The 22,994-nt window shown below is 41.7% G+C and carries 24 protein-coding genes; 10 read left to right on the top strand and 14 right to left on the bottom strand.

Going from position 1 to position 22,994, the window contains the following annotated elements; translation table 11 throughout:
• The first annotated feature begins 73 nt into the window (after positions 1-73).
• Genes ACEN82_RS17395 through ACEN82_RS17385 form a run of 3 tightly spaced genes read left to right on the top strand, consistent with a single transcriptional unit; the run spans position 74 to position 1,751 of the window.
• Positions 74-1,015, top strand: coding sequence for a helix-turn-helix domain-containing protein (locus ACEN82_RS17395; RefSeq protein ID WP_413319314.1), 942 nt, complete (start codon positions 74-76; stop codon positions 1,013-1,015).
• Positions 1,016-1,066: 51 nt separating this feature from the next.
• Positions 1,067-1,303 carry a UPF0175 family protein gene (locus ACEN82_RS17390; RefSeq protein ID WP_413319312.1) on the top strand — a complete coding sequence of 79 codons (237 nt, stop codon included), beginning with the start codon at positions 1,067-1,069 and terminating at the stop codon, positions 1,301-1,303.
• Positions 1,278-1,751, top strand: a complete 474-nt coding sequence (locus tag ACEN82_RS17385; protein WP_495643989.1) for a PIN domain-containing protein — start codon at positions 1,278-1,280, stop codon at positions 1,749-1,751. Before ACEN82_RS17390 ends, ACEN82_RS17385 begins: the two co-directional genes overlap by 26 nt.
• A gap of 37 nt (positions 1,752-1,788) precedes the next feature.
• Here ACEN82_RS17385 and ACEN82_RS17380 read toward each other — a convergent pair whose 3' ends face one another.
• The 5 genes from ACEN82_RS17380 to ACEN82_RS17360 all read right to left on the bottom strand — a co-directional run bounded on the left by ACEN82_RS17380 (position 1,789) and on the right by ACEN82_RS17360 (position 5,458).
• The gene (locus ACEN82_RS17380; protein ID WP_091163089.1) at positions 1,789-2,484 is read right to left on the bottom strand and encodes a Crp/Fnr family transcriptional regulator; all 696 of its coding nucleotides are present in this window, start codon (positions 2,482-2,484) and stop codon (positions 1,789-1,791) included.
• 272 nt (positions 2,485-2,756) lie between these two features.
• Positions 2,757-3,404, bottom strand: coding sequence for a response regulator (locus ACEN82_RS17375; protein WP_413319308.1), 648 nt, complete (start codon positions 3,402-3,404; stop codon positions 2,757-2,759).
• Positions 3,405-3,430: 26 nt separating this feature from the next.
• Entirely contained in the window at positions 3,431-4,237 is an 807-nt protein-coding gene (locus ACEN82_RS17370; RefSeq protein ID WP_413319306.1) for a sensor histidine kinase, read from the bottom strand.
• Entirely contained in the window at positions 4,221-4,886 is a 666-nt protein-coding gene (locus ACEN82_RS17365) for a hypothetical protein (protein WP_413319304.1), read from the bottom strand. Before ACEN82_RS17365 ends, ACEN82_RS17370 begins: the two co-directional genes overlap by 17 nt.
• Before the next feature lie 23 nt (positions 4,887-4,909).
• Positions 4,910-5,458 (bottom strand): hypothetical protein, encoded by a 549-nt coding sequence (locus ACEN82_RS17360; RefSeq protein WP_413319302.1) that lies wholly within the window; start codon positions 5,456-5,458, stop codon positions 4,910-4,912.
• Positions 5,459-5,869: 411 nt separating this feature from the next.
• On the opposite strand from ACEN82_RS17360, the gene ACEN82_RS17355 reads away from it, so the two are divergent.
• Positions 5,870-6,418 (top strand): inclusion body family protein, encoded by a 549-nt coding sequence (locus tag ACEN82_RS17355; protein WP_090523319.1) that lies wholly within the window; start codon positions 5,870-5,872, stop codon positions 6,416-6,418.
• A 101-nt stretch (positions 6,419-6,519) separates the two neighbouring features.
• Here the strand turns inward: ACEN82_RS17355 and ACEN82_RS17350 are convergent, their stop codons facing one another.
• Positions 6,520-7,680, bottom strand: a complete 1,161-nt coding sequence (locus tag ACEN82_RS17350; RefSeq protein ID WP_413319299.1) for a hypothetical protein — start codon at positions 7,678-7,680, stop codon at positions 6,520-6,522.
• A 404-nt stretch (positions 7,681-8,084) separates the two neighbouring features.
• Here ACEN82_RS17350 and ACEN82_RS17345 point away from each other — a divergent pair, with 404 nt between their 5' ends.
• From ACEN82_RS17345 to ACEN82_RS17335, 3 genes are all read left to right on the top strand, one after another.
• Positions 8,085-10,490 (top strand): glycoside hydrolase family 9 protein, encoded by a 2,406-nt coding sequence (locus ACEN82_RS17345; RefSeq protein ID WP_413319297.1) that lies wholly within the window; start codon positions 8,085-8,087, stop codon positions 10,488-10,490.
• A gap of 4 nt (positions 10,491-10,494) precedes the next feature.
• Positions 10,495-12,081, top strand: coding sequence for an AGE family epimerase/isomerase (locus tag ACEN82_RS17340; protein ID WP_413319295.1), 1,587 nt, complete (start codon positions 10,495-10,497; stop codon positions 12,079-12,081).
• Between the two features lie 198 nt (positions 12,082-12,279).
• Positions 12,280-12,645 (top strand): hypothetical protein, encoded by a 366-nt coding sequence (locus tag ACEN82_RS17335; RefSeq protein ID WP_413319293.1) that lies wholly within the window; start codon positions 12,280-12,282, stop codon positions 12,643-12,645.
• A gap of 152 nt (positions 12,646-12,797) precedes the next feature.
• On the opposite strand, the gene ACEN82_RS17330 is transcribed toward ACEN82_RS17335, so the two are convergent.
• Both ACEN82_RS17330 and ACEN82_RS17325 read right to left on the bottom strand, forming a co-directional pair.
• Complete coding sequence (locus ACEN82_RS17330; protein WP_090523343.1) at positions 12,798-13,217, bottom strand: OsmC family peroxiredoxin; 420 nt, start codon at positions 13,215-13,217, stop codon at positions 12,798-12,800.
• A gap of 159 nt (positions 13,218-13,376) precedes the next feature.
• Positions 13,377-14,447 carry an NADH:flavin oxidoreductase/NADH oxidase gene (locus ACEN82_RS17325; RefSeq protein WP_413319291.1) on the bottom strand — a complete coding sequence of 357 codons (1,071 nt, stop codon included), beginning with the start codon at positions 14,445-14,447 and terminating at the stop codon, positions 13,377-13,379.
• A gap of 204 nt (positions 14,448-14,651) precedes the next feature.
• Between ACEN82_RS17325 and ACEN82_RS17320 the strand changes: the two genes are divergently transcribed.
• Both ACEN82_RS17320 and ACEN82_RS17315 read left to right on the top strand, forming a co-directional pair.
• Positions 14,652-15,188, top strand: coding sequence for a GNAT family N-acetyltransferase (locus ACEN82_RS17320; protein ID WP_413319289.1), 537 nt, complete (start codon positions 14,652-14,654; stop codon positions 15,186-15,188).
• A 61-nt stretch (positions 15,189-15,249) separates the two neighbouring features.
• Entirely contained in the window at positions 15,250-15,819 is a 570-nt protein-coding gene (locus ACEN82_RS17315) for a tetratricopeptide repeat protein (protein ID WP_413319287.1), read from the top strand.
• A gap of 153 nt (positions 15,820-15,972) precedes the next feature.
• Here the strand turns inward: ACEN82_RS17315 and ACEN82_RS17310 are convergent, their stop codons facing one another.
• The 4 genes from ACEN82_RS17310 to ACEN82_RS17295 form a co-directional block, all read right to left on the bottom strand.
• Positions 15,973-16,860, bottom strand: a complete 888-nt coding sequence (locus ACEN82_RS17310) for an alpha/beta hydrolase (protein WP_413319285.1) — start codon at positions 16,858-16,860, stop codon at positions 15,973-15,975.
• Positions 16,861-16,921: 61 nt separating this feature from the next.
• Positions 16,922-17,806 (bottom strand): alpha/beta hydrolase, encoded by an 885-nt coding sequence (locus ACEN82_RS17305; protein WP_413319283.1) that lies wholly within the window; start codon positions 17,804-17,806, stop codon positions 16,922-16,924.
• Positions 17,807-17,825: 19 nt separating this feature from the next.
• On the bottom strand, positions 17,826-18,788 hold the full coding sequence (locus ACEN82_RS17300) for an MBL fold metallo-hydrolase (RefSeq protein ID WP_413319281.1): 963 nt from the start codon (positions 18,786-18,788) through the stop codon (positions 17,826-17,828).
• Between the two features lie 349 nt (positions 18,789-19,137).
• Positions 19,138-20,232 carry an AI-2E family transporter gene (locus ACEN82_RS17295; protein WP_413319280.1) on the bottom strand — a complete coding sequence of 365 codons (1,095 nt, stop codon included), beginning with the start codon at positions 20,230-20,232 and terminating at the stop codon, positions 19,138-19,140.
• Positions 20,233-20,559: 327 nt separating this feature from the next.
• On the opposite strand from ACEN82_RS17295, the gene ACEN82_RS17290 reads away from it, so the two are divergent.
• Positions 20,560-20,736: a DUF6496 domain-containing protein gene (locus ACEN82_RS17290; RefSeq protein WP_413319278.1), complete on the top strand. Its 177-nt coding sequence runs from the start codon at positions 20,560-20,562 to the stop codon at positions 20,734-20,736.
• Positions 20,737-20,826: 90 nt separating this feature from the next.
• Here ACEN82_RS17290 and ACEN82_RS17285 read toward each other — a convergent pair whose 3' ends face one another.
• Positions 20,827-21,798: a Gfo/Idh/MocA family protein gene (locus tag ACEN82_RS17285; RefSeq protein ID WP_413319276.1), complete on the bottom strand. Its 972-nt coding sequence runs from the start codon at positions 21,796-21,798 to the stop codon at positions 20,827-20,829.
• A 123-nt stretch (positions 21,799-21,921) separates the two neighbouring features.
• Complete coding sequence (gene mgrA / locus ACEN82_RS17280) at positions 21,922-22,914, bottom strand: L-glyceraldehyde 3-phosphate reductase (protein WP_413319274.1); 993 nt, start codon at positions 22,912-22,914, stop codon at positions 21,922-21,924.
• Positions 22,915-22,994 lie beyond the last annotated feature (80 nt).

The raw sequence follows: 22,994 nt of genomic DNA, 5'->3' as shown, positions 1-22,994 counted from the left end.
GTAAGAACTGATTTACCTGAAGCAAATAGTGATGTAGTTATCATTAAGTTTGTGTAGCTCATTAAAGCAAAAGGTGAAAACAGTAACAGTAGAGGATTTTTATAAAAACGCCGCCGAGCGTACCAACAGCACGGTGGGAGACCTGCTTCCGGCTGATATCAATAACCAGATAGGGCATTTTAATGTATTTAACCTTAGCGATATCATTGCTAAAATAAAGAAGGATCCTACCCATGTGCCTTACAATCGCAGGTTATATTATAAAATAAACCTGGTAAGGGGCCGAAACATAGCTGAGTATGCTGATAAGGTGATCAATATTGAAAAAAATGCGCTGGTATTTGGTACCCCAAAAATCCCTTACAGTTGGAAACCACAGGATCTGGAACAGTCTGGCTATTTTTGTATTTTTACTGATGACTTTTTAGTGCAATCAAAAAGCGGTGTGATACTGGACTCACTTCCCATTTTCAGCCCCGGAGGCCGCCCTGTATTTATGCTCACCGACGAACAGGCCGATGAGATCGCGTTCATCTTTAAAAAAATGCTACAGGAAATAGCATCCGGCTACCTGTACAAATATGACCTGCTCAGGAACTATGTGCTGGAGCTAATTCATTATGGTCAGAAACTGCAACCGCTTACCAATTACAGTAATATTCATAATGCATCGGCAAGGGTATCATCCCTGTTTATTGAATTGCTGGAGAGGCAGTTTCCAATAGCATCGCCCGATCAAAGGGTTATCCTGCGTACCGCGAAGGACTATGCCGACAGGCTTGCCGTTCATAGCAATCATCTCAATAAGGTATTAAAAGAAAGTACCGGCAAAACAACCACCGAACATATAGCCAACAGGCTCATCCAGGAGGCCCGCATCCTGCTTAAACAAACCGACTGGAACATCTCAGAAATAGCTTACACCCTGGGTTTTGAACAGCTATCACATTTTTCCAGTTTCTTTAAGAAGCAAACATCATTATCGCCGGTTGAGGTAAGGAATTTGGCGGGCTGAGGGTGGTGTTTTGTATTTAGGTTTTTATTTGAAATTTGTATATTTACCTATATGACTACAATAACATTACAAGTTCCTGAGAGTCTTGAAAAAGAGCATGATAATACCATACGGTTTATTGCAGCCAAATTGTATGAAGCAGGTAAGCTGTCTTTAGGGCAAGCGGCTGAAATGTGCGGTGTAAAGAAATGGGATTTTCCTGCAGTGCTCACCTCTTTTAATGTGGATTATTTTCAATATAGTGCCGAAGATGTAATAGCCGATGTTGAAAGAGTATCCAAAGGTTAGCACGATTATTACCGATGCCAGTTGTTTTATTCTGTTGGATAAAATAGATGGCCTTTTTATTCTCGAAAAGCTTTATAAGCAGGTGTTCACAACACCCGAAATTGCAGCAGAATATGGAAAGCGTTTGCCCTCATGGGTGAATGTTCAAGCTGTAATAAATAGAGATCTACTATATACTTATGCAGATCTTGTTGATATAGGTGAAGCAAGTGCATTGGCATTAGCAGCCGAAGTTTTATTGCCTTCGTTAATTCTTGATGATCTTAAAGCGCGTAAGTTGGCTGATGAATTAAATCTTGAGTTTACTGGTACCCTTGGTGTATTGATTTTAGCAAAACAAAATGGGATCATACCAGCATTGTTGCCCTATTTTGAGAAGATAAAGAAAACTGATTTTCGGATTTCAGTGAATTTTCTCAAAATATTATTGGACAAATATGATAGCTAAAGCCGCTTAAGATTATTGATAGAGTGGTTTGTCAACTTTACAACTCATCATCCTGAGTCAAAAGAAAAAGTTTATCATGATTGATAATACTGATCTTTTTGCCATTCGTGCTAATCAGTTTTTCCTGTAACAACTCGTTAACCACCCTGAAAACGGTTTCGTAAGTGGCGCCGGCGTATGAAGCCAGGTCCTGCCGGGTAAGTTCTACATCAATATGGCCTTCCGGGTTTGTACCAAACTGATTCTTGAGGCTTATGAGTGCCTGGGCAACGCGGCCCTTTACCGGCATATGTGCGAGATTACGCATTTTGCGTTCAGCCTCCTGCAGCTCGTCGGCAAAAAATAACATTAGCTGGTAGGTAAACTGAGGGTTTACTTTTAAAGTAGCCTCAAAAAACTCCATATCAATGTAGCATATAATGCCTGCTTCCAAGGCTGTTGCCGAAATAGGGTAGTGGGTGGCATGTTTGCCCAGCACACGGTGACCAAAAATGGCACCCTTATTGGCAAAGCGAATAATAAGCTCTTTATCCGGCCCCCATTTTTTATGAACTTTTACATTGCCTTCATAAACAAAGTAAATTCCTTTTACCGGGTCGCCTTCACTGAAAATAACCTGTCCTTTTTTTACATTAAAGTTTTTTTTGTTGGCTGCAATTGCGGGCAGCCACTCTTTTATACAGCCTTTACATAAAAGACAGGTTTGATTATCGCACTGGATATTTCTTTTCATTCAAATCTTGATCAATCAGTCAACGTTTTGTTGTAAAAATATCAATGAAAATTGTATTTTTTATCAAAACAATGAATTTTAATTGATGGATTTTTATATAATTATTGATTTATATGATTTTAACAATGATAAAACATGTTTTTTGTTAAACGAAAAGATTAATTGTGTTTTTTAAGGTTTATTTTAAGCGTTTATTTTGTGTGTTTGTTAATAAATTGAATCTTGTGTTAAGAGGATGTGCAAAATTAGATGGCTAATTTTTTAAAAAAAACTCATATTATCCCATTCTTTACAGCAAACATTACCAGCCCGGCGGTATTGCGTACGCCCACCTTATCTATAAGGCGCTGCCTGATCCCTTCAACCGAGCGTGGGCTAAGAAACAGTTGTTGTCCCATTTCATTGGCTGTTTTTTCGGCACAAATCAGTTTCAGTACATCCTGTTCCCGTTCGGTAAGTTCAACACCTTCTTTAAAGGATGGTTTGATATTGCCTTTTATCACCAATTTTTTTAAAAGTGCGTTGCTTACTATATTGTTAAAGTAATAACCTGTTTCGTGTACCGAATATATCGCTTTCCTGATTTCTTCAGCTTCTGCGTTTTTTAGCAGATACCCGTTGGCGCCAATCTCCATTAAATGAATTACGAACTTTTCGTCATCGTACATCGTCACCACTAATATTTTCATTTCAGGATACTTCTTTTTGATGAGTTTGGTAGCTTCCATGCCATCCATAACAGGCATTTTAAGGTCCATGATAATTACATCGGGCATATTGGTTTCAATGCCTTTTATCAGGTCTTCACCATCGCCGGCCTCAAGTATTACTTCCAGGTTCTCATCCTGGGTAAGTCCAATTTTGAGGCCGTCCCTGTATATGGTATAATCATCGGCTATGGCAATTTTAATAGGTTTCATCGCCTTATTTTTGATTGTTATAATGGTTAAATAGTAATTGTTCGGGGGATACTGATGTTAATGTAGTATCCTTCGGGCTTGTGATTGAATGATACCTCGCCTTTTAGCAAAATAATACGGGTTTGGATAGCTTTGAGGCCAAGGCCATGCTTATTAAACTTCAGTTCTTCATATTGTGCATGGCTTAAACCTTTTCCGTTATGAAAAATACTGATATTCAAGGCATCATGGTTATAGGTTGATGTGATATGGATTTTTTTAGGCCTGGCATGTTTAAGTATATTGTTCATTAACTCCTGCACCATGCGGTATATGCTGATTTCATTTTCATTAGCCTGGGTTGTATATGAATCATCAAGATCGGTGGTAATAAATAGGAGGTCGTTATTTGTTATTTTCTCAACAAAATGCCTGATTGCTTCATTTAGCCCGAACTCTTTCAGAATACTGGAGTGCAGATTGTGCGAAATACCACGCACCTGTTTAATGGCCATGTCAAGCAGCTCCTGTCCTTTTTCATACCTCGGCTCATTGTTTTTATCAATAACGTTGATCTTTACTCCTTGTAGATGCAGCTTTGATGCCGATAAAATGGCGCCCACTTCATCATGCAGCTCTTCGGCAATACGGTGACGTTCAGTTTCTTCACTGCGCACAGCTGCCTCTATCAACTGGTTTTGCTGGGTTTGATGCAGCTTTTGTATTTTTTGCTGATACTGGTATTTTTTACGCTGAAAAAATATAAAAATGAGCAATATGCTCGCGAATAAGGAAAGCATAACCGCAATACCCATAAAGAGCAGGAGCCTGATATCATCATTCGTTTGTTTCATATAACCCTTTCGCTATAAATACACATAAAATAGTATACGTGAAATTGTGGATATTCCACAGGTTTATGGCAAAATTGTGCAGGCGTATTGTGAGTTCATTGTATAACAGAAAAATAAAAAAATTTACAGTGTAGTAAATACCCAGGCCGGTTACTATCCAAAAGTCGGGCTGTTTCTTACCGGGTTCTTCATCGTCTGTTATTTTAAACAGGTAATACTGCATACAATAAAACATCATAATTATCGCCTCAAATGATAGTAATCTGCTGCTCAATTGTCCGTAATCAAAAAAGTTTTGATAAAAGCTGAAATTGATAAGTACAAACCCTAAAAAAATATACGGCGCTATCCTTTTTGTTTTTGACAAAAACTGCTGGTTTAACTTTATAAAAAAAGAGCTGAATAATAACACCCTGATTATGGAATGTATATTATACAGATAATTATTGGTGTTGTATGGGTGCGGTAAAATTGTTTTAAGCTTCCATATGACATCAATAGTTACATTAATTGCCAGCGCTGTCCATAAATATATAACAACAGGTTTGTTAAAAACAGGTTGTTTTTTCTTCAAACAAAGAATGGCCAGGGGAATGAGCAACGCCCAAACCTCCGACCAGTCAGATATACCTTTTATTAGCTGTTCCACTTTGCAGCAGTTTTGTAACGCTATTACATTTTTGCCGGAGGTGATGGATTTGAATCAACATCCCCGGTGTCTGAGTCGCGGTAATCAATAGGTACACCGTTTTTTATAAGGCTGATGGCGTATACAAGGTGCTGGTTGGAAGCTATGATCTTAGGAGTAAAAACCAGGAAGTCATAATCACGTTTTTTTCCGCTATCGGTTGAGATAATCGCCATAATAGCTTTTTTGGTGAGATACGTATTGCCTAAAACCACCGGGCCGGTTAAGTTAACCAGTGTATCTTTTGTAACAGCCAGTGTATCGGGATGCATCGGGTTAAGATAGCCTCCGGCTGTATCCAGAATATATGATACAAGCTGATATGGCTTTTTAACGTCATCAACCTGGGGGCTGTAAAACTGAAAAACAAAATTGTCAGTTTTGGCCGAGTCGAGCCAGTGATTAACCTGCGTAGCGGTATACTTTACCTGGGCAAATTTGGTAGCCTGCCTGCATGAAGTCATGGCAAAAAACAAGCAAATAGTAATCGCGGCAGCGATCGGTCTGAATAAGTTAAAAGGTCGTTTTTTCATGATATAATAGGTTTAATATGCAGGTAATATAGTTGTATTATTTGTATTTTATGTTGATAATAATAAATTATATAAGTGAGAAATTATTTATACTACTGTGAAAAAATTTCTCACTAATTATTTATTGTTCGCTTCGTTTTCTGTTGATTTTCCTATACCGCAAAGTTAGTAGGTGTGAAATAGTGTGAAAGGGTGTTTTTATGGTTTGTATACGTATAAATACTTATTTTTTTTATCTGGTATTTTTTCTCTAATAAGCCTGTTTAAATAAGCGGAGGTTTGTATTGTGATAAGCGAATAAGAAAAACCGGTTAAGAAGCGCTTCGGTTCTGTTCGCTCTGATCAAAGGAGCTAACCCGAAAATCCTTTAAAGAGTAGGGGCATTTATTTATCCTAATAACCTTTTTAGTCATGGCAATTAACAGTGAATTTCTCTCCACCTCGCAGGAGATCATCAACATCCAGGTAGTTATCGATACCGATGCAATTACTACCGATTATCCAAACCCAAGCCAGGATCCCAACAATCCAACAGGTTTGCCTCATAACTATATGTATATGGTTGCTACCCGTGGCAATACCATTACCGGTTCGGGCGGGGCCGACCTTAACATAAAAGCTGATGTAGGCGACGTTATACGCTGGTATGCGGTATCGGAATATGGCAATTTTGACTCGGCCGTGGTTATTTACAAATTAGCATGGTATGCACAAGATGTGGTATTTGATGGTGAAACCTTCAGTGTATATAAACGCACGGGTATTTTACCTACTAATGGCACCGCACTTCCTGTTGGGTTCTCAGATCAATATTTTTGGTTTAACCAGGCAACTGTAATTAGCAAAGGCACCGAACAATACAACGTTCAGTTTGCACTTTATGTACGCCAGAGAGGCGTTAACGATCCGGTATTATTTGGTTACTATTACTGGGATCCAACCGTTACCGTACAAAGCTAATCCAGCTTAAACCTAAATTAAAAAACAGGCATAGATCCGGTTTGTCATGTAATGATACCGGGTTTGTGCCTGTTTGTATTAAAAGGCTTTAAATGCATTGCTTATTTTGTTTTGCCTCCGGTTCCCTTACTGTCATCTCCGTCGGGCTTATCGACCGGTTTTTCGTTTCCAATAGTTGTTGAATCATGTTGTTCTGTTACCTGGTCTTTGGTGGGTTCGGTGGCTTTTAAACCGGCATAGGTGCCTGCGCTAATACCCATCATCAGTAAAATGTTGTTGTCAAAATCAGGTAACAAATTTGATGAAACTGTTTTTTGTATAAAGATCAGTCCGAACAGAATATTGAACAGTACATTTTGAAGGCGCTGGATATTAATACTGCTTCGGTCGGAGAGGATATCGTGAAAAAAACCTTCGCTATGTGCTTTAGGATCAATTTCCGTTTTAGGTTTTTGGTCGTTTTCTATAAGCTTACCTGTGGCCATTGTTGCGGCACTGATACCGAGGATAGCCAGCAGCGAACCGGGGATATCCGGCAAAGCGCCCGTTTCATTACATATGTACAGGTAAGTAACGGAAAAAATAACCGTCCAATACAGGAGTTGTGTGCGGCTCAGGCTGTAATATAAATTGGCGTCATCCTTTAAGATGTTATTTTTTAGGCCCATTGCCAGGAAACCGGCCATTACAACGGCCATTATCCATACCCATATCCGGCTTATTTTTTGTTTAACTTCAAGCTGTGTTTTTATTAATCCTTTGGTTATGTAGCCACCTGAATAGCCTACAGAAAAATACACCGGGATACGGGCTTTATCAATGGATTTGCTGGCTAAAAACTGCACGGCGAGGTTCTGTACCGACTCGTCTATTTTGAAATACACGATCTTTTCGTAGTCGTTATTACTCCAAAAAGCAGTTTCTCCTACTTTGATATCGTCAACATACAGGGTTTTGAACGAATCGATTGGGAGTGTAGTCTTGAGCCTGATAGCGATGATCTCATTTAACCTGGCCGAATCTTTTCTTCCGCTTAGGTTGTAAATATTTAATATAGAATCAGGAAGAAGGGCTTTAGTTACTGAATCTTTTTTAACCCTGTTATTTTTTACACTATCGGGGTTTGCAGGCTGAGCATGAACTGCTTCAGAGAAGGTAAGAATAAAAAAAACAGCTGTAAATAGTTTAAAAACTTGTTTTTTTAAATAGGGGTTCAGTAACAGCAGTGAAGCTATTACAGCTAAGCATAACAGGAAGGCCATCGGTTTAATAATTGTTGCCTACTCTTTGATCCCTTTTTCGGCACACAGGTATTACTGGTAATCAAAATTAAATTAATTACTGAACAAAATGAATACCTAATATCAGGTATTTTTATTTTTAATTAATTGGTAATAAGTTAATTGCAGTATTATTGGCTGCTTTTTATTAATAATGATTTTTAATGTAAAATCCCTGTTATTGTATAAAATCGGCAACAAAAGGTTAATATATCATTATACCGAGCCCTTGTCACAGAGGTATTTTTAGCCGTGCAAATATCTTGTTGCATATTACCGGTTAATCCATCCTGATGAGATCTAAATTTACCTTCAGCGCGATAATTGCTGCCTGTTGTTTACTGCCCTGTTTTTTGTATGCACAGGTTAAACCTGCTGCAAACTTAATGAAGCTTAACGCACAGGAATATCTTGAATATAAGGGCGTAAACGTAATGCTTGCACATGATTTTTACCCCGAGGGGCACCAGGGTGGGGTAGGCATTATTCAAAACGGACAGCGTGTAGCTACCAATGGTGATATCAGGCTGGAGCCTACGCCGGGTCAATGGTCGCCTATACCCAAAGTAGGTAAGCGTGTGGTTAATAAAGCTACCGGCGAAGTAAGCGTACGCATGGAGTTCCCCAACCCGGATATGAACCGCCATGGTTTTAACCCCATTATCTATCCGGATCTGAATTTTGCTTATAATATTCGGGTGATCCCTGCGGGAAAGGCGTTCAGGATCATTGTTGATTTGGATAAACCATTGCCCGATAATTGGATAGGTAAAGTAGGTTTTAACCTGGAATTATTCCCGGGTATTTTGTTTGGCAAATCTTATTACATGGATAAGCAATTTGGCATATTCCCTCAACAGGCCGATGCACAAACTTATATCGACAAAGAAGGTGAAACCCAGGTTATGCCCATGGCCGAAGGCAGAAAGCTCACTATTACGCCCGAAACCGATTTACAGCGCATGACTATCGAAAACCTTTCGGGCGGCAGCCTGCAATTGTTGGATGGCCGGGCCAAGCATAACAATGGCTGGTTTGTGGTACGTTCGTTAGTGGCTAAAGGCGCGTCAAAAGATGCTGTAGAATGGCTGGTAACCCCAAATGCTGTAGAGGGCTGGCAATCGCAACCGGTAGTGCAGGTATCGCAGGTAGGGTATCATCCCGCGCAGCAAAAAATTGCAGTAATTGAACTGGATAAAAATGATAAAAAAGTATTGCCGGTTTCGCTGATGAGGATAAATGAAAACGGTGGACTAATAACCGCTTTGAAAGCCACACCCACCATTTGGGGAGATTTTTTAAGGTATCATTACCTGCAATTTGATTTTACAAAGATCACCACACCGGGTATGTACTTGGTGAAATATGGCAATTATCAAACGGAGCCATTCCAGATCAGCACTGATGTATTTAGAAACGATGTATGGCAGCCAACGCTTTCATATTTCCTGCCTATACAGATGTGCCATATGCGTGTTAACGAAAAGTACCGCGTATGGCATGGCTTATGCCATATGGATGATGCCCGAATGGCGCCGGTTGATTCCAACCATTTCGACGGCTATATTCAGGGGCATAGTACATTCAATAAATATAAACCGGGCGATAACGTACCGTTTCTCGACCGTGGTGCGTGGCATGATGCCGGAGATTTTGACCTGCGGGTTGAATCGCAGGCAGAAACGGTACATGGGCTTACATTAGCTTATGAGGCTTTCGACGTAAAATATGATAACACAACTATCGATCAAAAAAAACACATCGTTGAAATTCACCAGCCCGATGGCAAACCGGATATGCTGCAACAGATTGAGCACGGTTTATTAGCCATTACAGGAGGCTACCAGGCCTTGGGACGTTTTTACCGTGGAGTTATTGAGCCAACCATCAGGCAGTACACCATTTTGGGTGATGCCGCCAATATCACCGATAACAAACCTTTTGTAACCAATGCTTCAAATACTAACCCTGTATTGAAAACGCCCGCGGCGGCTGATGACCGCTGGGTGTTTACCGAGGAAAACCCTGGCCGTGCGTTAGAAACAGCCGCCGCCTTGGCTGCTGCAAGCCGTGTAATGAAGGGCTATAATGATACGCTTGCTACGCAATGCCTGCAAATAGCACAGGAAGTTTGGAAAAACACACCTGACCATACTTTGCGCCATCGCGTTGCTTTGGCGGTAGAATTACTCATCGCCACAAAAGATAAAACCTATGCCGATTACCTGGTAAACAATACCGATGCGATAGCCAATAGTATTGATAACACCGGCTGGCTGGTTGGCCGTACCATGGGGTTGATCAATGATGCAAATTATCATGATAAAATAACCGAAGCAGTAAAAAAACTATATGCTCAAATTCAGCAGCAGGGAACTAAAACCCCTTATGGAGTTCCGTACGAACCCAATATTTGGGGAGCGGGATGGGGTATCCAGAATTTTGGTTATAAACAATACTTTTTATACTCCGGTTTTCCGTCTGTTTTTAGCGACACCTATATGCTGCACGCCATTGATTTTGTGCTGGGCTGCCATCCAGGTTCTAATACGGCTTCGTTTGTATCGGGCGTAGGTTCAAAATCAATGACAACAGCCTACGGCTTTAACCGGGCCGACCGCTCATATATTCCCGGTGGTATTACCTCCGGCACGGCGCTTATCCGGCCTGATTTTCCCGAACTGCTTAACTGGCCTTACCTATGGCAACAGGGCGAATACGTTTTGGGCGGTGGCACAACCGACTACCTGTTTTTAGTTTTAGCGGCCGATCATGTTTTAAATAAAAAGTAAGCTTATGAAATTGAAGATCAGTTTGCTATCGGCTTTAACCAGCGCCGTGTCGATTGTATTTGCGCAAAATAATCAGAGCGAAAAGCAAAAGATAGCCCATGAAATGCAAATATCCATGGTTGATGAACTGCTTAAGCCCTGGTACCCGGCCGCTTTTGATACTGCCGATGGTGGCTTTTTAAGTGCTTTCACCTATGATTTCAAGCCAACAGGTAACCAGGATAAAATGATAGTAACCCAGGCACGCCACGTTTGGAGCAACAGCAAAGCCGCTGAGCTTTTCCCCGCAAAAAAATATTATATAGAGGGGGCCCGCCATGGCTATGAGTTTTTGCGGGATAAGCTGTGGGATAAGCAATACGGAGGCTTTTACATTTTTACGGATAGACAAGGCAACCCCAAACAGGGTGGTTTTGCTCCTAAAGAAGCTTATGGTAATTCTTTTGCAATTTACGCGCTTGCAGCATATTACCAGGCCTCGGGCGATACCAGTGCATTAAATTTGGCTAAGCAATGTTTTTGGTGGTTGGAAAAACACACTCACGATCCGGTTTATAAGGGTTACTATCAGCACATGCAGCGTGATGGAACACCAATTGTGAGGGATGCAACCATAAAATCTACTGCCGAAACGGGTTATAAAGATCAAAACTCATCCATCCATCTGCTGGAGGCGTTTACTGAATTATACAGCGTGTGGCCGGATGAATTGCTTAAAATCCGCCTGAAAGAAATGTTAATGCTGGTGCGTGATAAGATCACTAATGATAAGGGAAATCTTATCCTGTTTTTTCAACCCGATTGGACACCGGTATCTTACCACGATTCTACCCTCGCCGTTTATAAGCAGCATCATAGCCTTGACCATATTTCGTACGGACATAATGTAGAAACGGCTTATCTGATGCTCGAAGCTTCACATGCTTTAGGTATTGAAGGGGATGTCAAAACCTTGCAGGTGGGCAAAAAAATGGTTGATGATGCGTTGGATAATGGCTGGGATAATAAAGTGGGCGGTTTTTACGATGAGGGCTATTACTTTAAAGATAAGCCCGGACTTACCATTACTGAGGATACCAAGAACTGGTGGGCGCAGGCAGAAGGGCTCAACACGCTGCTCATTATGGCTGCCAGGTATCCGCAGGATAAGCACCAGTACTTTGAAAAGTTTAAAACCCTGTGGCAATACACGCAAACCTACCTCATTGACCATGAACATGGCGACTGGTACCAGGGCGGCATAGATAAACAACCACAGTATAAAACAGCTCTCAAAGGCCAGATCTGGAAGGGAACTTACCACACTTTCCGCGCGCTGATGAACTGTGTGACGCAACTTGACCCGGATAAAATACCACCCACTACCCCAAAGCAGGTAAAACTGGCTAAAGCTACCGGTACCTTAAAATGGCAGACATCTAAGGATAATAAGCGCGTGTTGGGTTATAATATTTACAATAATGGCAAACGGATAGGTTTTACGCCGTTAAATTATTTTATGGTGGATAGGAGTGCGGCTGGTAAAGGCAAGTTAACAGTGAGAGCGGTTGATTTAGAGGGTAATCAGTCTGCTTTGAATAAAGCTTTTTAATTTAGTAATCAATAGCTTATGGCAATGCTATTGTGAGTTGGTTAATGTTCAAATGTCTTAACCCGGTTTTTATTAGGGTCCACTTTTGCTGTTAGCCTTCAGCTTTTGAAAGTGACCACGATCATTTTTTTAACGCGCCATGGTCATGTTACAGGTAAGCGGTACCAGCCATCTTTGTATCATTAAAAGATAACAATCATGGCAACTTTAAAAATAAATGCTCCTGAATGGACCGCTGAAAATACCAATACCGTTAACACCGCTAATACTAAAGCCGGCAACAATGCCTGGAATAAGTTAATGGCCTTTGCCGATAGCCAGGCCCCTAATAAAACAGTTTGGTTCATGTTTTCACTTGTTTCACAAGGTGTGCTCTTTTTACCTGTACCTGCTTTCCTGCTGTATTATTACAACGCTCCGATAGCCGTGCTGGCAGTAACTCTTGTGTTATTCTTTGCCAACATTATAGCCGGCATGGGCGGCTCCGGTATCCGTACACTGCTTGGCTTTTTCGCATTCAGCGTTCTGGTCCATATTGCCATGTTGCTTGTGTTTATGCTGTAATATAATTTATTGACCCCCTAATTTAATATGTGCTGAAAAGTCGCCGGTTTGCCGGCGGCTTTGTTGTTTAAAAAAGGAGTGGATAGGGGATGAGTCAACAAAAAGGGGATTGTGCTGTGTACGATCCCCTTTTTGTATTTTGTAAAATGTAATTAAGCGTAAGTAACACTTAAAGTAATTGGCACGCTCAGTGCTTTTGAAATAATGCAGTTAGCTTTTGCGCCTTCGGCAATTTCTTTGAATTGTTCTTCAGAAACACCATCAATTGCTGATCCTTTTATTTCTAAATGGATGCCTGTAACTTCTAAGGCCTGCATATCAAGGTCAAGAATTGCATCGGTAGTTAAATCATTAGGAGTAAAGCCTGCCTGGGTTAAAGCAGCGCCAACGGCCATAGTAAAGCAGCCTGCATGAGCAGCAGCTAATAACTCTTCGGGGTTAGTACCGATGCCATCGGCAAAGCGGGTTTTAAATGAATACTGGGTTTTGTTTAATACAGTGCTCTGGGTAGTGATCTCTCCCTGGCCTGCCTGTAATGTACCGTTCCAATGGGCGTTTGCTGTACGTTTCATAGCGTGTGGTTTTTGTTTTTTGGTTATTTAGTCCATAGACCATGGTCTATAGTTTTATTATTATTTAGTCCATAGGTATGGTCAATGGTCTATAATTTATAGTCTTAATAAGTGCAGCTTCTATGGACCATCGACCATAGACTATCGACTATTGACCAATCAATGCCATTTAGCGCGTTCATACTGAACAGGCCATTTTATTTCCTCGCCAAGCTCATGTGCCGCGCGCAGGGCAAAATGTGGATCACGAAGCATTTCCCTTGCAAAAAACACAAGATCGGCACGTTCGTTTTCTATAATTTCATTAGCTTGGTCCGATTTGGTGATCAAACCTACCGTACCTGTAAGTATACCGCTTTCTTTTTTAACTTTTTCGGCAAATTCAACTTGATAACCCGGTGTTAACGGGATTTTAACATTTGGTATGTTGCCGCCTGTTGAGCAGTCAATCAGATCAACACCTTTTCCTTTTAAAATATTGGCTAATGCAACAGAATCACCTGCCGTCCAGCCGCCTTCTACCCATTCGGTTGCCGAAATCCGTACAAACAGCAGGTTCTCTTCAGGCCAAACTTCCTTAACACTTTCAATTATTTCGAGGAGTAAACGAATGCGGTTTTCAAAACTTCCGCCATATTCGTCTGTACGTTGGTTACTGAACGGTGAAAGAAATTGATTGATCAGGTATCCGTGTGCACCATGCAATTCTATCACTTGAAAACCGGCATCAACAGCCCGTTTAGCAGCGGCTTTGAAATCGGCTTTTACTTTTTCAATACCTGCTTTATCTAAAGCTATGGGTGGTTCTTCATTTTCAAAAAAGGAAATGGCACTTGCCGAAACACTTTGCCAGCCGTTTGGCTGATCGGCAGGGACCTGTTTGCCGCCGTTCCATGGTTCCTGGTGACTTGCTTTACGCCCTGCATGGGCCAGCTGTGTACCCGGAACAGCGCCCTGAGCCTTTATAAAATCAGTGATCTGTTTTAGTTTTTCAACATGTTCGTCTTTATATAAACCCAGGTCGGCGAAGGTAATGCGGCCTTCGGGTGATACTGCGGCGGCTTCGGTAATGATTAACCCTGCACCGCCTGTAGCAAAGCTTCCAAGGTGTACCAGGTGCCAGTCGTTGGCAAAACCATCCTGGCTTGAATACTCGCACATAGGCGATACTACGATGCGGTTTTTTAGTTCGATGTTTTTTATTTTAAGGGGAGAGAATAGTGTAGACATGTTTTTTGTTTTTGCAAATATGCGTACTAACAAGCAGTGTGTATGTACTGTTTTTGTAAAATGATATTGCAGTGAGAGGAAAGAGGCGTTTTGTGCCAGGCGGAATTGTCCGAATCAGAATTACAGAATTATTCAATTTTCAGAATAAGGTCATTCTTTAATAGTGCAGGTTGTGCTATTTACTAAAACGTTACATTTACCACCATGTCTGCCATTACAACCCGCTTAGCAACTTTTAATGATATCCCCGAATTGCAGGGGCTAATCGCTCTTTCTGTCCGCGGATTAAGCACTAATTATTATAATCAGCAGCAAATTGAAAGTGCTATTAAGTACATTTTTGGAGTGGATACCCAATTGGTTACCGATGGTACTTATTATGTAGCCGAAATAGACGGCGTTACCGTAGGCTGTGGCGGCTGGAGCAAACGCAATACTCTTTACGGTGGCGATCAGCATAAAGAAATTGAAGACCCATTGCTTGATCCCAATCATGATGCTGCCAGGATCAGGGCTTTCTTTGTTCATCCGGATTATGCCCGGAGGGGTATAGGTAGTTATATCATAAAGGTTTGCGAAACTGCTGCACAAAACAACGGCTTTAAAAGCCTGCAATTAGGAGCTACACTACCCGGCGTGCCGCTTTACGAAGCTATGGGGTACAAAGCCACGGAAAATATTGATCAGCCGATGCCTGACGGGGTAATATTGCCTTTGGTTAAGATGTTTAAGGTTTTATAGTTATGGGTTTCATATTAAACCCTCCGTTTCAGCGTTATAGCTTAGAACCAAGCCCGGAATCATGCCCAGGAAAATACTGACGGTAGTAATCTTATTAATGGCTGTTACCTTAACACAGGCCCAAACTGCTGAAGATACCTACAACAAATACCTCGACTTTAATTTGGCGCGTTTGCAGGGTGAACAGGATAAGGCAATGGAATTATCCCGGCAAATTATGCAGGATACGGCGAGGCTATCAGCCAAAGTTAAGATCAATTTTTTCAATTCACTGGCCAGGCTTTATGAAGATGACAATCAAAGTGTAAATGCAATACCCTTATACGAGCGCGTAGTTGCTGCCGAACCTGATTATTATGTGGCCCACCGGGCTTTGGGATACTTGTATCTCAAAAATATCCCCGATGCTGATAAGCCTTTGAATACCCCATCTACAGATGCCGAATACGTTAAGGCTGTAAAAAAAGCCCTGCCTCAATTGGAGAAGGCACAGGCCTGCGATGCTGACGACAATACTTTAGCCCTGATTAAAACGCTTTATAAAAACATAGGTGATGATGCCGGGTTGACTGGACTGAATAACCGGTTAAAGATTTTGAAAGGAAAGTGTGAGGATATTTTGGGTGATTAATATAATATATATCAATAGAGAGGAGCTTGCCGGGATAGTGCCATAGGCGCGACGCGGAAATCTCTTCGCTTGAAGGTGCTATGTGTTGAAGTATCTGTATAGCAAGCGATTGCCACGCCATCGCTTGCTATGACAAGGTTTGGTTAGCACACCCTACTTTTGCCTAAAGCTATCACCAATAAATGCTAATGCATCGGTGATGCCGGTGCGCCAGTAGGTCCAGTTGTGGGCTCCGTCGCGGATGCGGAATTCATGTGGCACTTTCTTTTCTGTAAGGGCTATATGCAGCAGGCTGTTCCCTTTGCTTAGCGCGTCATCATCACCGCAATCTATCCAGTAGCGCACATTTTTCAGATCCTCGGTTGTTTTGCTTTGTACCAATCCCAGTATGGAGTTAGCCTGCCAGGTAGCATTAAGGCGTTCTTTTCCTTTAAGATCGGGGCCAAATACCTTGCTATATACATCCTTCCAGCGCTCGTCGGGTATCGCCATAAAATCATCATCGCTACGTACCGCAGCACTCAAAGCCGCCGCTGCTGAGAACATATCAGGATGTTTAAGGCTATATACCAGTGTGCCAAAGCCTCCCATGGATAACCCCGCCACGCCGCGGTATTGTTTAATACCTTTTATACGGTATTCTTTTTCGATAGATGGTATAAACTCCTTGAAAAAGAAGTCCTCATAGTTTAGTTTGCCCTTGTATGCATTGATAAAGAAGCTTGTGCCCCCGTCGGGCATTACAATGATCATCGGTGGAATGGTACCATCGGCAATAGCTTTATCGGCATAGCGGTTAACTTCACCAAATTGCAGCCAGCCGGTATGGTCATCCCCATAACCATGCAACAGGTATACTACGGGGTAGGTCCGGTTTGATGTTTCATAATCAGCAGGGAGGTATACTGCGTATTTTACATTATGATTTAAAATATCGCTTTTTATATATTGCTCTTCAATCACCTTACCGGTAGTTTGCGGAAATACATTTGCCGAAATCAGCAATAAACAAACCAGCAAAATCCTTTTTATAATACTCATATTCTAATTGATTCAATTAATCGTCATTTACACATCCGCATATCTGAAAACAGCGCATCTGCTACTTTTGCCTGAAACTATCACCAATAAATTGCAGTGCGTTGGTGATCCCTGTGCGCCAGTAGGTCCAGGTGTGGGCGCCATCGCGCATGCGAAATTCATGCGGTACATTTTTTTCGGTAAGGGCAATATGCAACAGGCAGTTGCCTTTGCTCAGAAAGTCGTCGTCGCCGCAATCTATCCAGTATCTTACAGATTTTAACTCATCGGTAGTTTTGGTTTGCACCAGGTTTAAAACCGAATTATTTTGCCAGGCATTGTTAACCCTGTCTTTCCCCTTTAAGCCCCGGCCGTAAAGCTGTGCAAATATTTTTTCATAAGTATCATCAGGAGTGTTTACGAGTTGATCGTCGGGAAATACAGCGGCACTTAAGGCCGCACCGGCTGCAAACAGATCGGGATGTTTAAGTGTATAGATCAGCGTTCCATAACCGCCCATTGAAAGGCCTGCAATTCCCCGGTATTTTTTTTCAGCCTTGATGCGCAATGCCTTTTCAATATAAGGCATAAACTCTTTGATGAAAAAGTCTTCATATTTTTCCTTACTGTCATAAGAGTTGATGTACCAGCTCGAATCGGCATTTGGCATTACAATGATCATGGGCGGGATAGTGCCATCGCTAATAGCTTTATCGGCATAGCGGTTAACTTCGCCAAATTGCAGCCAGCCGGTATGGTCGTCGGTATAGCCGTGCAGGAGGTAAACTACAGGGTAGGTGCGGTTAGCCGTTTCATAATCCGGAGGTAGATAAACCGCGTAATTTACATTGCGCTTTAAAATTTTGCTTTTGAGGCTTTGCTCTTCAAGTACCTTGCCCTGCTGCGCAAATAAATTGAAGCCGCTTACCAGCAGCAGGAATAAAAAAACAGGTTTAAGTATTTTCATGGTAATGGATGTTTCAGGTTTAAAAATTAAGGGCCTTTCCCTGTTGCGGATATACCAGGTTTAGCTGTAATTTATTAGCAGCTTTTAACTGAGTTTTGATTTTGCTGATGCTGGTCATTGGCGGCTTTAAATGAGTTATTACAATGTTTAAGCCTTTTATAGCATCTGTGCCGGTAAACGAGGCCAGTTTATCCATCTCGGCCATTAACCATTTTGGCGTAAGGTGACCGAACAATGTTTTATCCGGCTGCTCATTTGGGAAAGATACCTCTATTAAAATAGCCTTTAATTTTTTACTTTTTATCAGCGGAGCAGCGGCCTGCCACAGGTTTTGCATGTTGCTGCTTTTTTCTATCTCGTCGGGGCCGGTATCACCTAAATAAAGCAAATAATTGTTATTGCTATTCACCAAAAAAGCAGTACTGGTTAAATTGGAGTGACTGAGTGGGAAAGCCCGGATCTTAAGGTCAGTATTTTCGATAGCTGTTTCGGTACCGGGTTCCAGTACTTTATAGTGATATTTTTTCAGTGCTGGTGTTTCGCCCTGGTCAGCAAAATTGGCCCAGCTTTTCCAGGTAAAATAGTGCGTTTTTATGGTTTCAATGCAATCATTAAGTGCATAGATGCTTTTGGTGCTGTCCTCGGGTGAATTAATGATGAGCCCGGCGATATGGTCAAGATGTGAATGGGATATAAAATAGCCTTTAATATATTGCCTGAGCACAGTATTGGCGGGCACCTTAAAGCTTTTACACGTTACAGCTTTTTCAATGCCGTAATGTATTGTGCCTGCATCAAGGCAGATATAGTTATTGCTGCCTTTGGGTGCAAGCATATAGGCCGATAGGTTGCTTTCATCAATCCCCCCCAGTACACCTAAGGGTACCAGCCTGAAAGTTGAGGCCTTTGGAGTTTGTGCAACCAAAATTACAGGGAAAAGGAAAATATATAAAAATGGCAGTAATTTATACTTGAGGTTCATTTTAGGCAGATTTAGCTTTAGTATGCTACGCTACTAAATTAAGGATATGCATAAATAATTAAAGTAAAATACTGCCTGTTTTTATGAACAGTTACATTACATAACGGGTTTTAAGGCATCGTTCACAAAAAAATTTGCGAACGGGAAGCCAAAACAGGGTGATTTTTAATGCAAGGCTACGCCTACGCCTGGTTTTTAAAGGCTCATTACATTTTTTACACCTGTAAATAGCACGTGGCGTATCTCTTACAATTTCCATTGTTAGGGGGGAGCAACAGTTTCTGCAAAATTAAAGTTCAGTATATTTAAACGAAAATTTACAGGTTTAGGTTTGCCTTTTTTTGCGAATTTATTCTGTTTTTATTGCCTTCGCAGCAGGTTTTTTATATTCATAATCGCCACCTAACAAATACCCCCATGGTTTAAGTGTTTCAATGCGGTCAAATATGATCTTGAATATGGCAATAACAGGAATAGAAAGGAACATGCCCGAAAGGCCCCAGATCATTTCGCCTAAAATAATGCCTATAAAAGAGATGAGGGCATTGAGCCTAACCTTTGAACCGACTATAGTGGGCAGCAAAAAATTAGCATCAACTGCGTGAATGCCTATAACACTAACAGCCACCGCTACAGTGTTACTGATACTGCCTGTAGCAAAAGTTATAACAGTACTTAAAAGCAAGGCAGTGAAGATCCCGATGTATGGAATAATATTGAAAAGACCGACTATAATGCCCAGCAAAGCGGCATATTTTATACCAATCATCCAAAAAACGGTAATGGCTACTCCGGCTACTATTACCATTTCTAACAGTAACCCCAATATATATTGCCTCAAAATACTTTGAATATTTTCAACAATATCCATTACCACGTGCTCATTTTCATCTCTGAAAACCCATACCATAAAGCGGATGAGCAAACGCCTGTATAACAGTATAAAAAAGGTGAAGATCAGGATGAACACATAAAACAGCATGATCGATGAGATGGCCCCAAAAGTAGTGCCCAGTACATCAGTGCCCGACTCCATGAGTTTTTTGGCGGTGTCATCAACATAAGCCATTTGCTTGGCAGCGTTAACATGAAACGCGTGTTGAATCCATTCCTGCAGGTCCCGTATGGATTGCGTAACCTGTTTTTTAAGCATTGGCCAGTCGTTAGCCATGTTTGAGATCTGTGACCCTACCAGGTAGAGGATCCCCCCAACAACACCAACCAATAATAATATAGAAACCAGCGATGCCATACTGCGGGGTAATCTCAGCTTATTTTCCAGAAAATTACAAACGGGAAGCAACAGTATGGCGAAAATAAAACCAAAGATCATGGGATCAAGCAGATCCTTGCCCATAATAATCAGGTAACCCAGGGCCATAAAACCAATAAGTACTAAAGCAAGACGTTCGTAAAATGGAGCGATGAGTTTTTTTGTTGGCATATGGGGCAAATGTAGGGGGATTTATGATGGCTTAACACGTAATTACTTCAGAAGTTTGAAGATAAGTAATAATCGGGAACAGACAGGATGAAAAATGCGAAAGGTTTAAATCATGCCGGATTGAGCAGCAGTTGCAGTTTTACTTAGCAGCAGGAACAGTTGGTGTACTTGCTATTACAGTCGTTAAAGCTGTTACTATATGCTGCAATTGCCGCTCAGTAACTGCTACTAAAATTGTCGCTGCTATTATTAAAAAACTACTACTGATTTTATGTTTTGGCAAATATTTTGCATTATAATATTATCATTTACTTAAAAAGTAACATTATGGCAAAGTATTCAGAAAAAGCCGGAGAGAAGGTTGAGAAAACCATGCACGAAATGAAGGAAGGCAAGCTGAAAAGCGGCAGCGGCAAAAAAGTAACCAGCAAAAAGCAGGCAGTAGCTATAGGCCTTTCAGAAGCGCGAAAAGACGGCGCCAAAGTGCCGAAGAAGAAAAGTTAATGGTTAGTTATAAACCGGAAAGAATTTCGGCACCTGTCGAAGTTTGATGAATTTAAACACCATGCTTCGACAGGTTTTGGCCTGATTTTTTTACTTCTTTAATGTAAACGCGTCGATGATATCCATCAGCGTTACAGCTTCATCAATGGAGCAGGGGTTGGGCCCTTCACCATTAAAGTAAGCTACTATTTTGGTTATGAAAGGCTGCTGGATATGCTCGGGATGAGTGAAAGTTATGGTGTCTTCTTCACTATCAGTTTTCCAATTGATGTAATTGCCAAAAAACGGGAAGGTGATTTTTCCTTTTGTGCCTATGATCTCGCAGGTATCGGTGGTTTCACTTTCGGCTACATTAAAACACCAGGAGCCATTTACTACCACCTTGTTTTTAAACAGGATCTGCCCGCAAACATGATCGTCGGCGGGTGTTGAGTTTGATTGATTGAGCGAAAAACCATGATACATTTCAGGCTCGCCGAAATAATACAGCATCAAATCGAGCTGATGCGGGGCAAGATCATGGAAGTAGCCGCCGCCTGATAATTCGGGCAGTACTCGCCAGTTGGTTTCCACGTCGGCAATCAAAGTTGGTTTGCGGCTTTGCCACATCCTGATCTGCACGGTACGGATCTCGCCAATCAACTGCGTGTCAATTAATTCTTTAACCTTTAAAAACATAGGTAAAGCCCGGCGGTAATGGGCAACCGTAAGTTTTGAACTGCTCCCCTTCACAGCCGCTGTCATAGCCCGTGCTTCGGTCGAATTACGGGTTACCGGTTTCTCGACATAAACGTTTAACCCTTTTTTTAATGCGGTAAGTGCATAATCGAGATGAGACGCGGGAGGGGTGGCTATGTAGATCGCGTTTAGCTCCTGGTCGTTCAGTAATTCACTGGCAGCGCTGTACCATTTACCTACGCCATGGCGTGCAGCATAATCGGCCGCTTTTTCTGCATCGCGGCGCATAACGGCCACAAGATTACTTCCCGCCACTTTTTTAAATGCAGGCCCGCTCTTTTTTTCAGTTACGTTGCCGCAACCTATAATACCCCAGTTTATCATTGTTAGCCCCTCTAAATCTCGCCTAAAGGGGAGACTTTAATTTTTATTTAAGGAAAGATATTAAAATTACTTGTCGAAAAGAATAGAAATTGGCGCTCCACCATAGTTCCCCCTTTAGGGGGGTTAGGGGGCCAAAATTTCTTCTATCCTTGCTAACTCCTCTGCCGAAAACCGCAGGTTATCCAAAGCTTTTAATGAATCGGATAATTGTTCGGGCCTGCTTGCGCCTATCAATACAGATGTTACGCGCTCATCTTTCAGGATCCAGGCCAGTGCCATTTGGGCCAGCGACTGTCCCCGTTGTATTGCCAAACTGTTTAAATCCCTGATCTGATTCAGGCGTTCGTCGGTGATGTGACTTTTTTGAAGGAAACCGGTTGGTCGAGCAGCCCTTGAATCTTCGGGGATGCCATGAAGGTATTTATCCGTCAATAAACCTTGCGCCAGTGGTGAAAAGGGGATACAGCCTACGCCTTCGGTACCTAAAACATTCAGCAGACCGCCTTCAACCCAACGTTCAAACATGGAATATTTGGGCTGATGAATAAGGCACGGTGTGCCAAGCTCTTTGAGTATTTTGATAGCTTTCGAGGCCAGCTCTGCCGGATAATTGGAAACACCAACATACAAAGCTTTTCCCTGGCGAACAATGAGGTCCAACGCAGCCATGCTTTCCTCAAGCGGCGTGTTTGGATCGGGGCGATGGTGGTAAAAAATATCCACGTAATCAAGCCCCATGCGTTTAAGGCTTTGATCAAGACTGGCTACCAGGTATTTCTTCGAGCCCCAGTCACCATATGGACCCGGCCACATGGTGTAACCGGCTTTGCTTGATATAATAAGTTCGTCGCGGTAATCGCGGAAATCTTCTTTCAGGATCTTTCCAAAATTCTCTTCGGCCGAGCCGGGAGGCGGGCCATAATTGTTGGCCAGGTCAAAATGGGTAATGCCGCTGTCGAAAGCGAGATGTAATATTTTGCGGTAATTATCGGCAACGTCAACATGACCGAAATTATGCCAAAGACCTAATGAAATAGCCGGAAGTTTGATGCCACTGTTACCGCAGCGGCGATATTGCATTGTTTGATACCTATCGGCAGATGCTATATATGTCATATTTTTAGGTGAGGATTGGGCCGTAAAAATAGAACTTTATGTAGATTAATAATGGTGTTTTTGACTTTACTGAAATTAAA

The organism is Mucilaginibacter sp. Mucisp73 (assembly GCF_059491465.1).
This window is presented reverse-complemented; position numbering and strand designations above follow the sequence as displayed.

Coding starts and splice junctions, on each gene's coding strand:
- ACEN82_RS17295 (WP_413319280.1), bottom strand. CDS start 20,232: ATGCCAACAAAAAAACTCATCGCTCCATTTTACGAACGTCTTGCTTTA.
- ACEN82_RS17390 (WP_413319312.1), top strand. CDS start 1,067: ATGACTACAATAACATTACAAGTTCCTGAGAGTCTTGAAAAAGAGCAT.
- ACEN82_RS17355 (WP_090523319.1), top strand. CDS start 5,870: ATGGCAATTAACAGTGAATTTCTCTCCACCTCGCAGGAGATCATCAAC.
- ACEN82_RS17380 (WP_091163089.1), bottom strand. CDS start 2,484: ATGAAAAGAAATATCCAGTGCGATAATCAAACCTGTCTTTTATGTAAA.
- ACEN82_RS17285 (WP_413319276.1), bottom strand. CDS start 21,798: ATGATAAACTGGGGTATTATAGGTTGCGGCAACGTAACTGAAAAAAAG.
- ACEN82_RS17370 (WP_413319306.1), bottom strand. CDS start 4,237: ATGAAACAAACGAATGATGATATCAGGCTCCTGCTCTTTATGGGTATT.
- ACEN82_RS17300 (WP_413319281.1), bottom strand. CDS start 18,788: ATGAACCTCAAGTATAAATTACTGCCATTTTTATATATTTTCCTTTTC.
- ACEN82_RS17290 (WP_413319278.1), top strand. CDS start 20,560: ATGGCAAAGTATTCAGAAAAAGCCGGAGAGAAGGTTGAGAAAACCATG.
- ACEN82_RS17340 (WP_413319295.1), top strand. CDS start 10,495: ATGAAATTGAAGATCAGTTTGCTATCGGCTTTAACCAGCGCCGTGTCG.
- ACEN82_RS17345 (WP_413319297.1), top strand. CDS start 8,085: ATGAAGCTTAACGCACAGGAATATCTTGAATATAAGGGCGTAAACGTA.
- ACEN82_RS17305 (WP_413319283.1), bottom strand. CDS start 17,806: ATGAAAATACTTAAACCTGTTTTTTTATTCCTGCTGCTGGTAAGCGGC.
- mgrA (WP_413319274.1), bottom strand. CDS start 22,914: ATGACATATATAGCATCTGCCGATAGGTATCAAACAATGCAATATCGC.
- ACEN82_RS17315 (WP_413319287.1), top strand. CDS start 15,250: ATGCCCAGGAAAATACTGACGGTAGTAATCTTATTAATGGCTGTTACC.
- ACEN82_RS17325 (WP_413319291.1), bottom strand. CDS start 14,447: ATGTCTACACTATTCTCTCCCCTTAAAATAAAAAACATCGAACTAAAA.
- ACEN82_RS17360 (WP_413319302.1), bottom strand. CDS start 5,458: ATGAAAAAACGACCTTTTAACTTATTCAGACCGATCGCTGCCGCGATT.
- ACEN82_RS17310 (WP_413319285.1), bottom strand. CDS start 16,860: ATGAGTATTATAAAAAGGATTTTGCTGGTTTGTTTATTGCTGATTTCG.
- ACEN82_RS17350 (WP_413319299.1), bottom strand. CDS start 7,680: ATGGCCTTCCTGTTATGCTTAGCTGTAATAGCTTCACTGCTGTTACTG.
- ACEN82_RS17385 (WP_495643989.1), top strand. CDS start 1,278: ATGTTGAAAGAGTATCCAAAGGTTAGCACGATTATTACCGATGCCAGT.
- ACEN82_RS17375 (WP_413319308.1), bottom strand. CDS start 3,404: ATGAAACCTATTAAAATTGCCATAGCCGATGATTATACCATATACAGG.
- ACEN82_RS17335 (WP_413319293.1), top strand. CDS start 12,280: ATGGCAACTTTAAAAATAAATGCTCCTGAATGGACCGCTGAAAATACC.
- ACEN82_RS17330 (WP_090523343.1), bottom strand. CDS start 13,217: ATGAAACGTACAGCAAACGCCCATTGGAACGGTACATTACAGGCAGGC.
- ACEN82_RS17320 (WP_413319289.1), top strand. CDS start 14,652: ATGTCTGCCATTACAACCCGCTTAGCAACTTTTAATGATATCCCCGAA.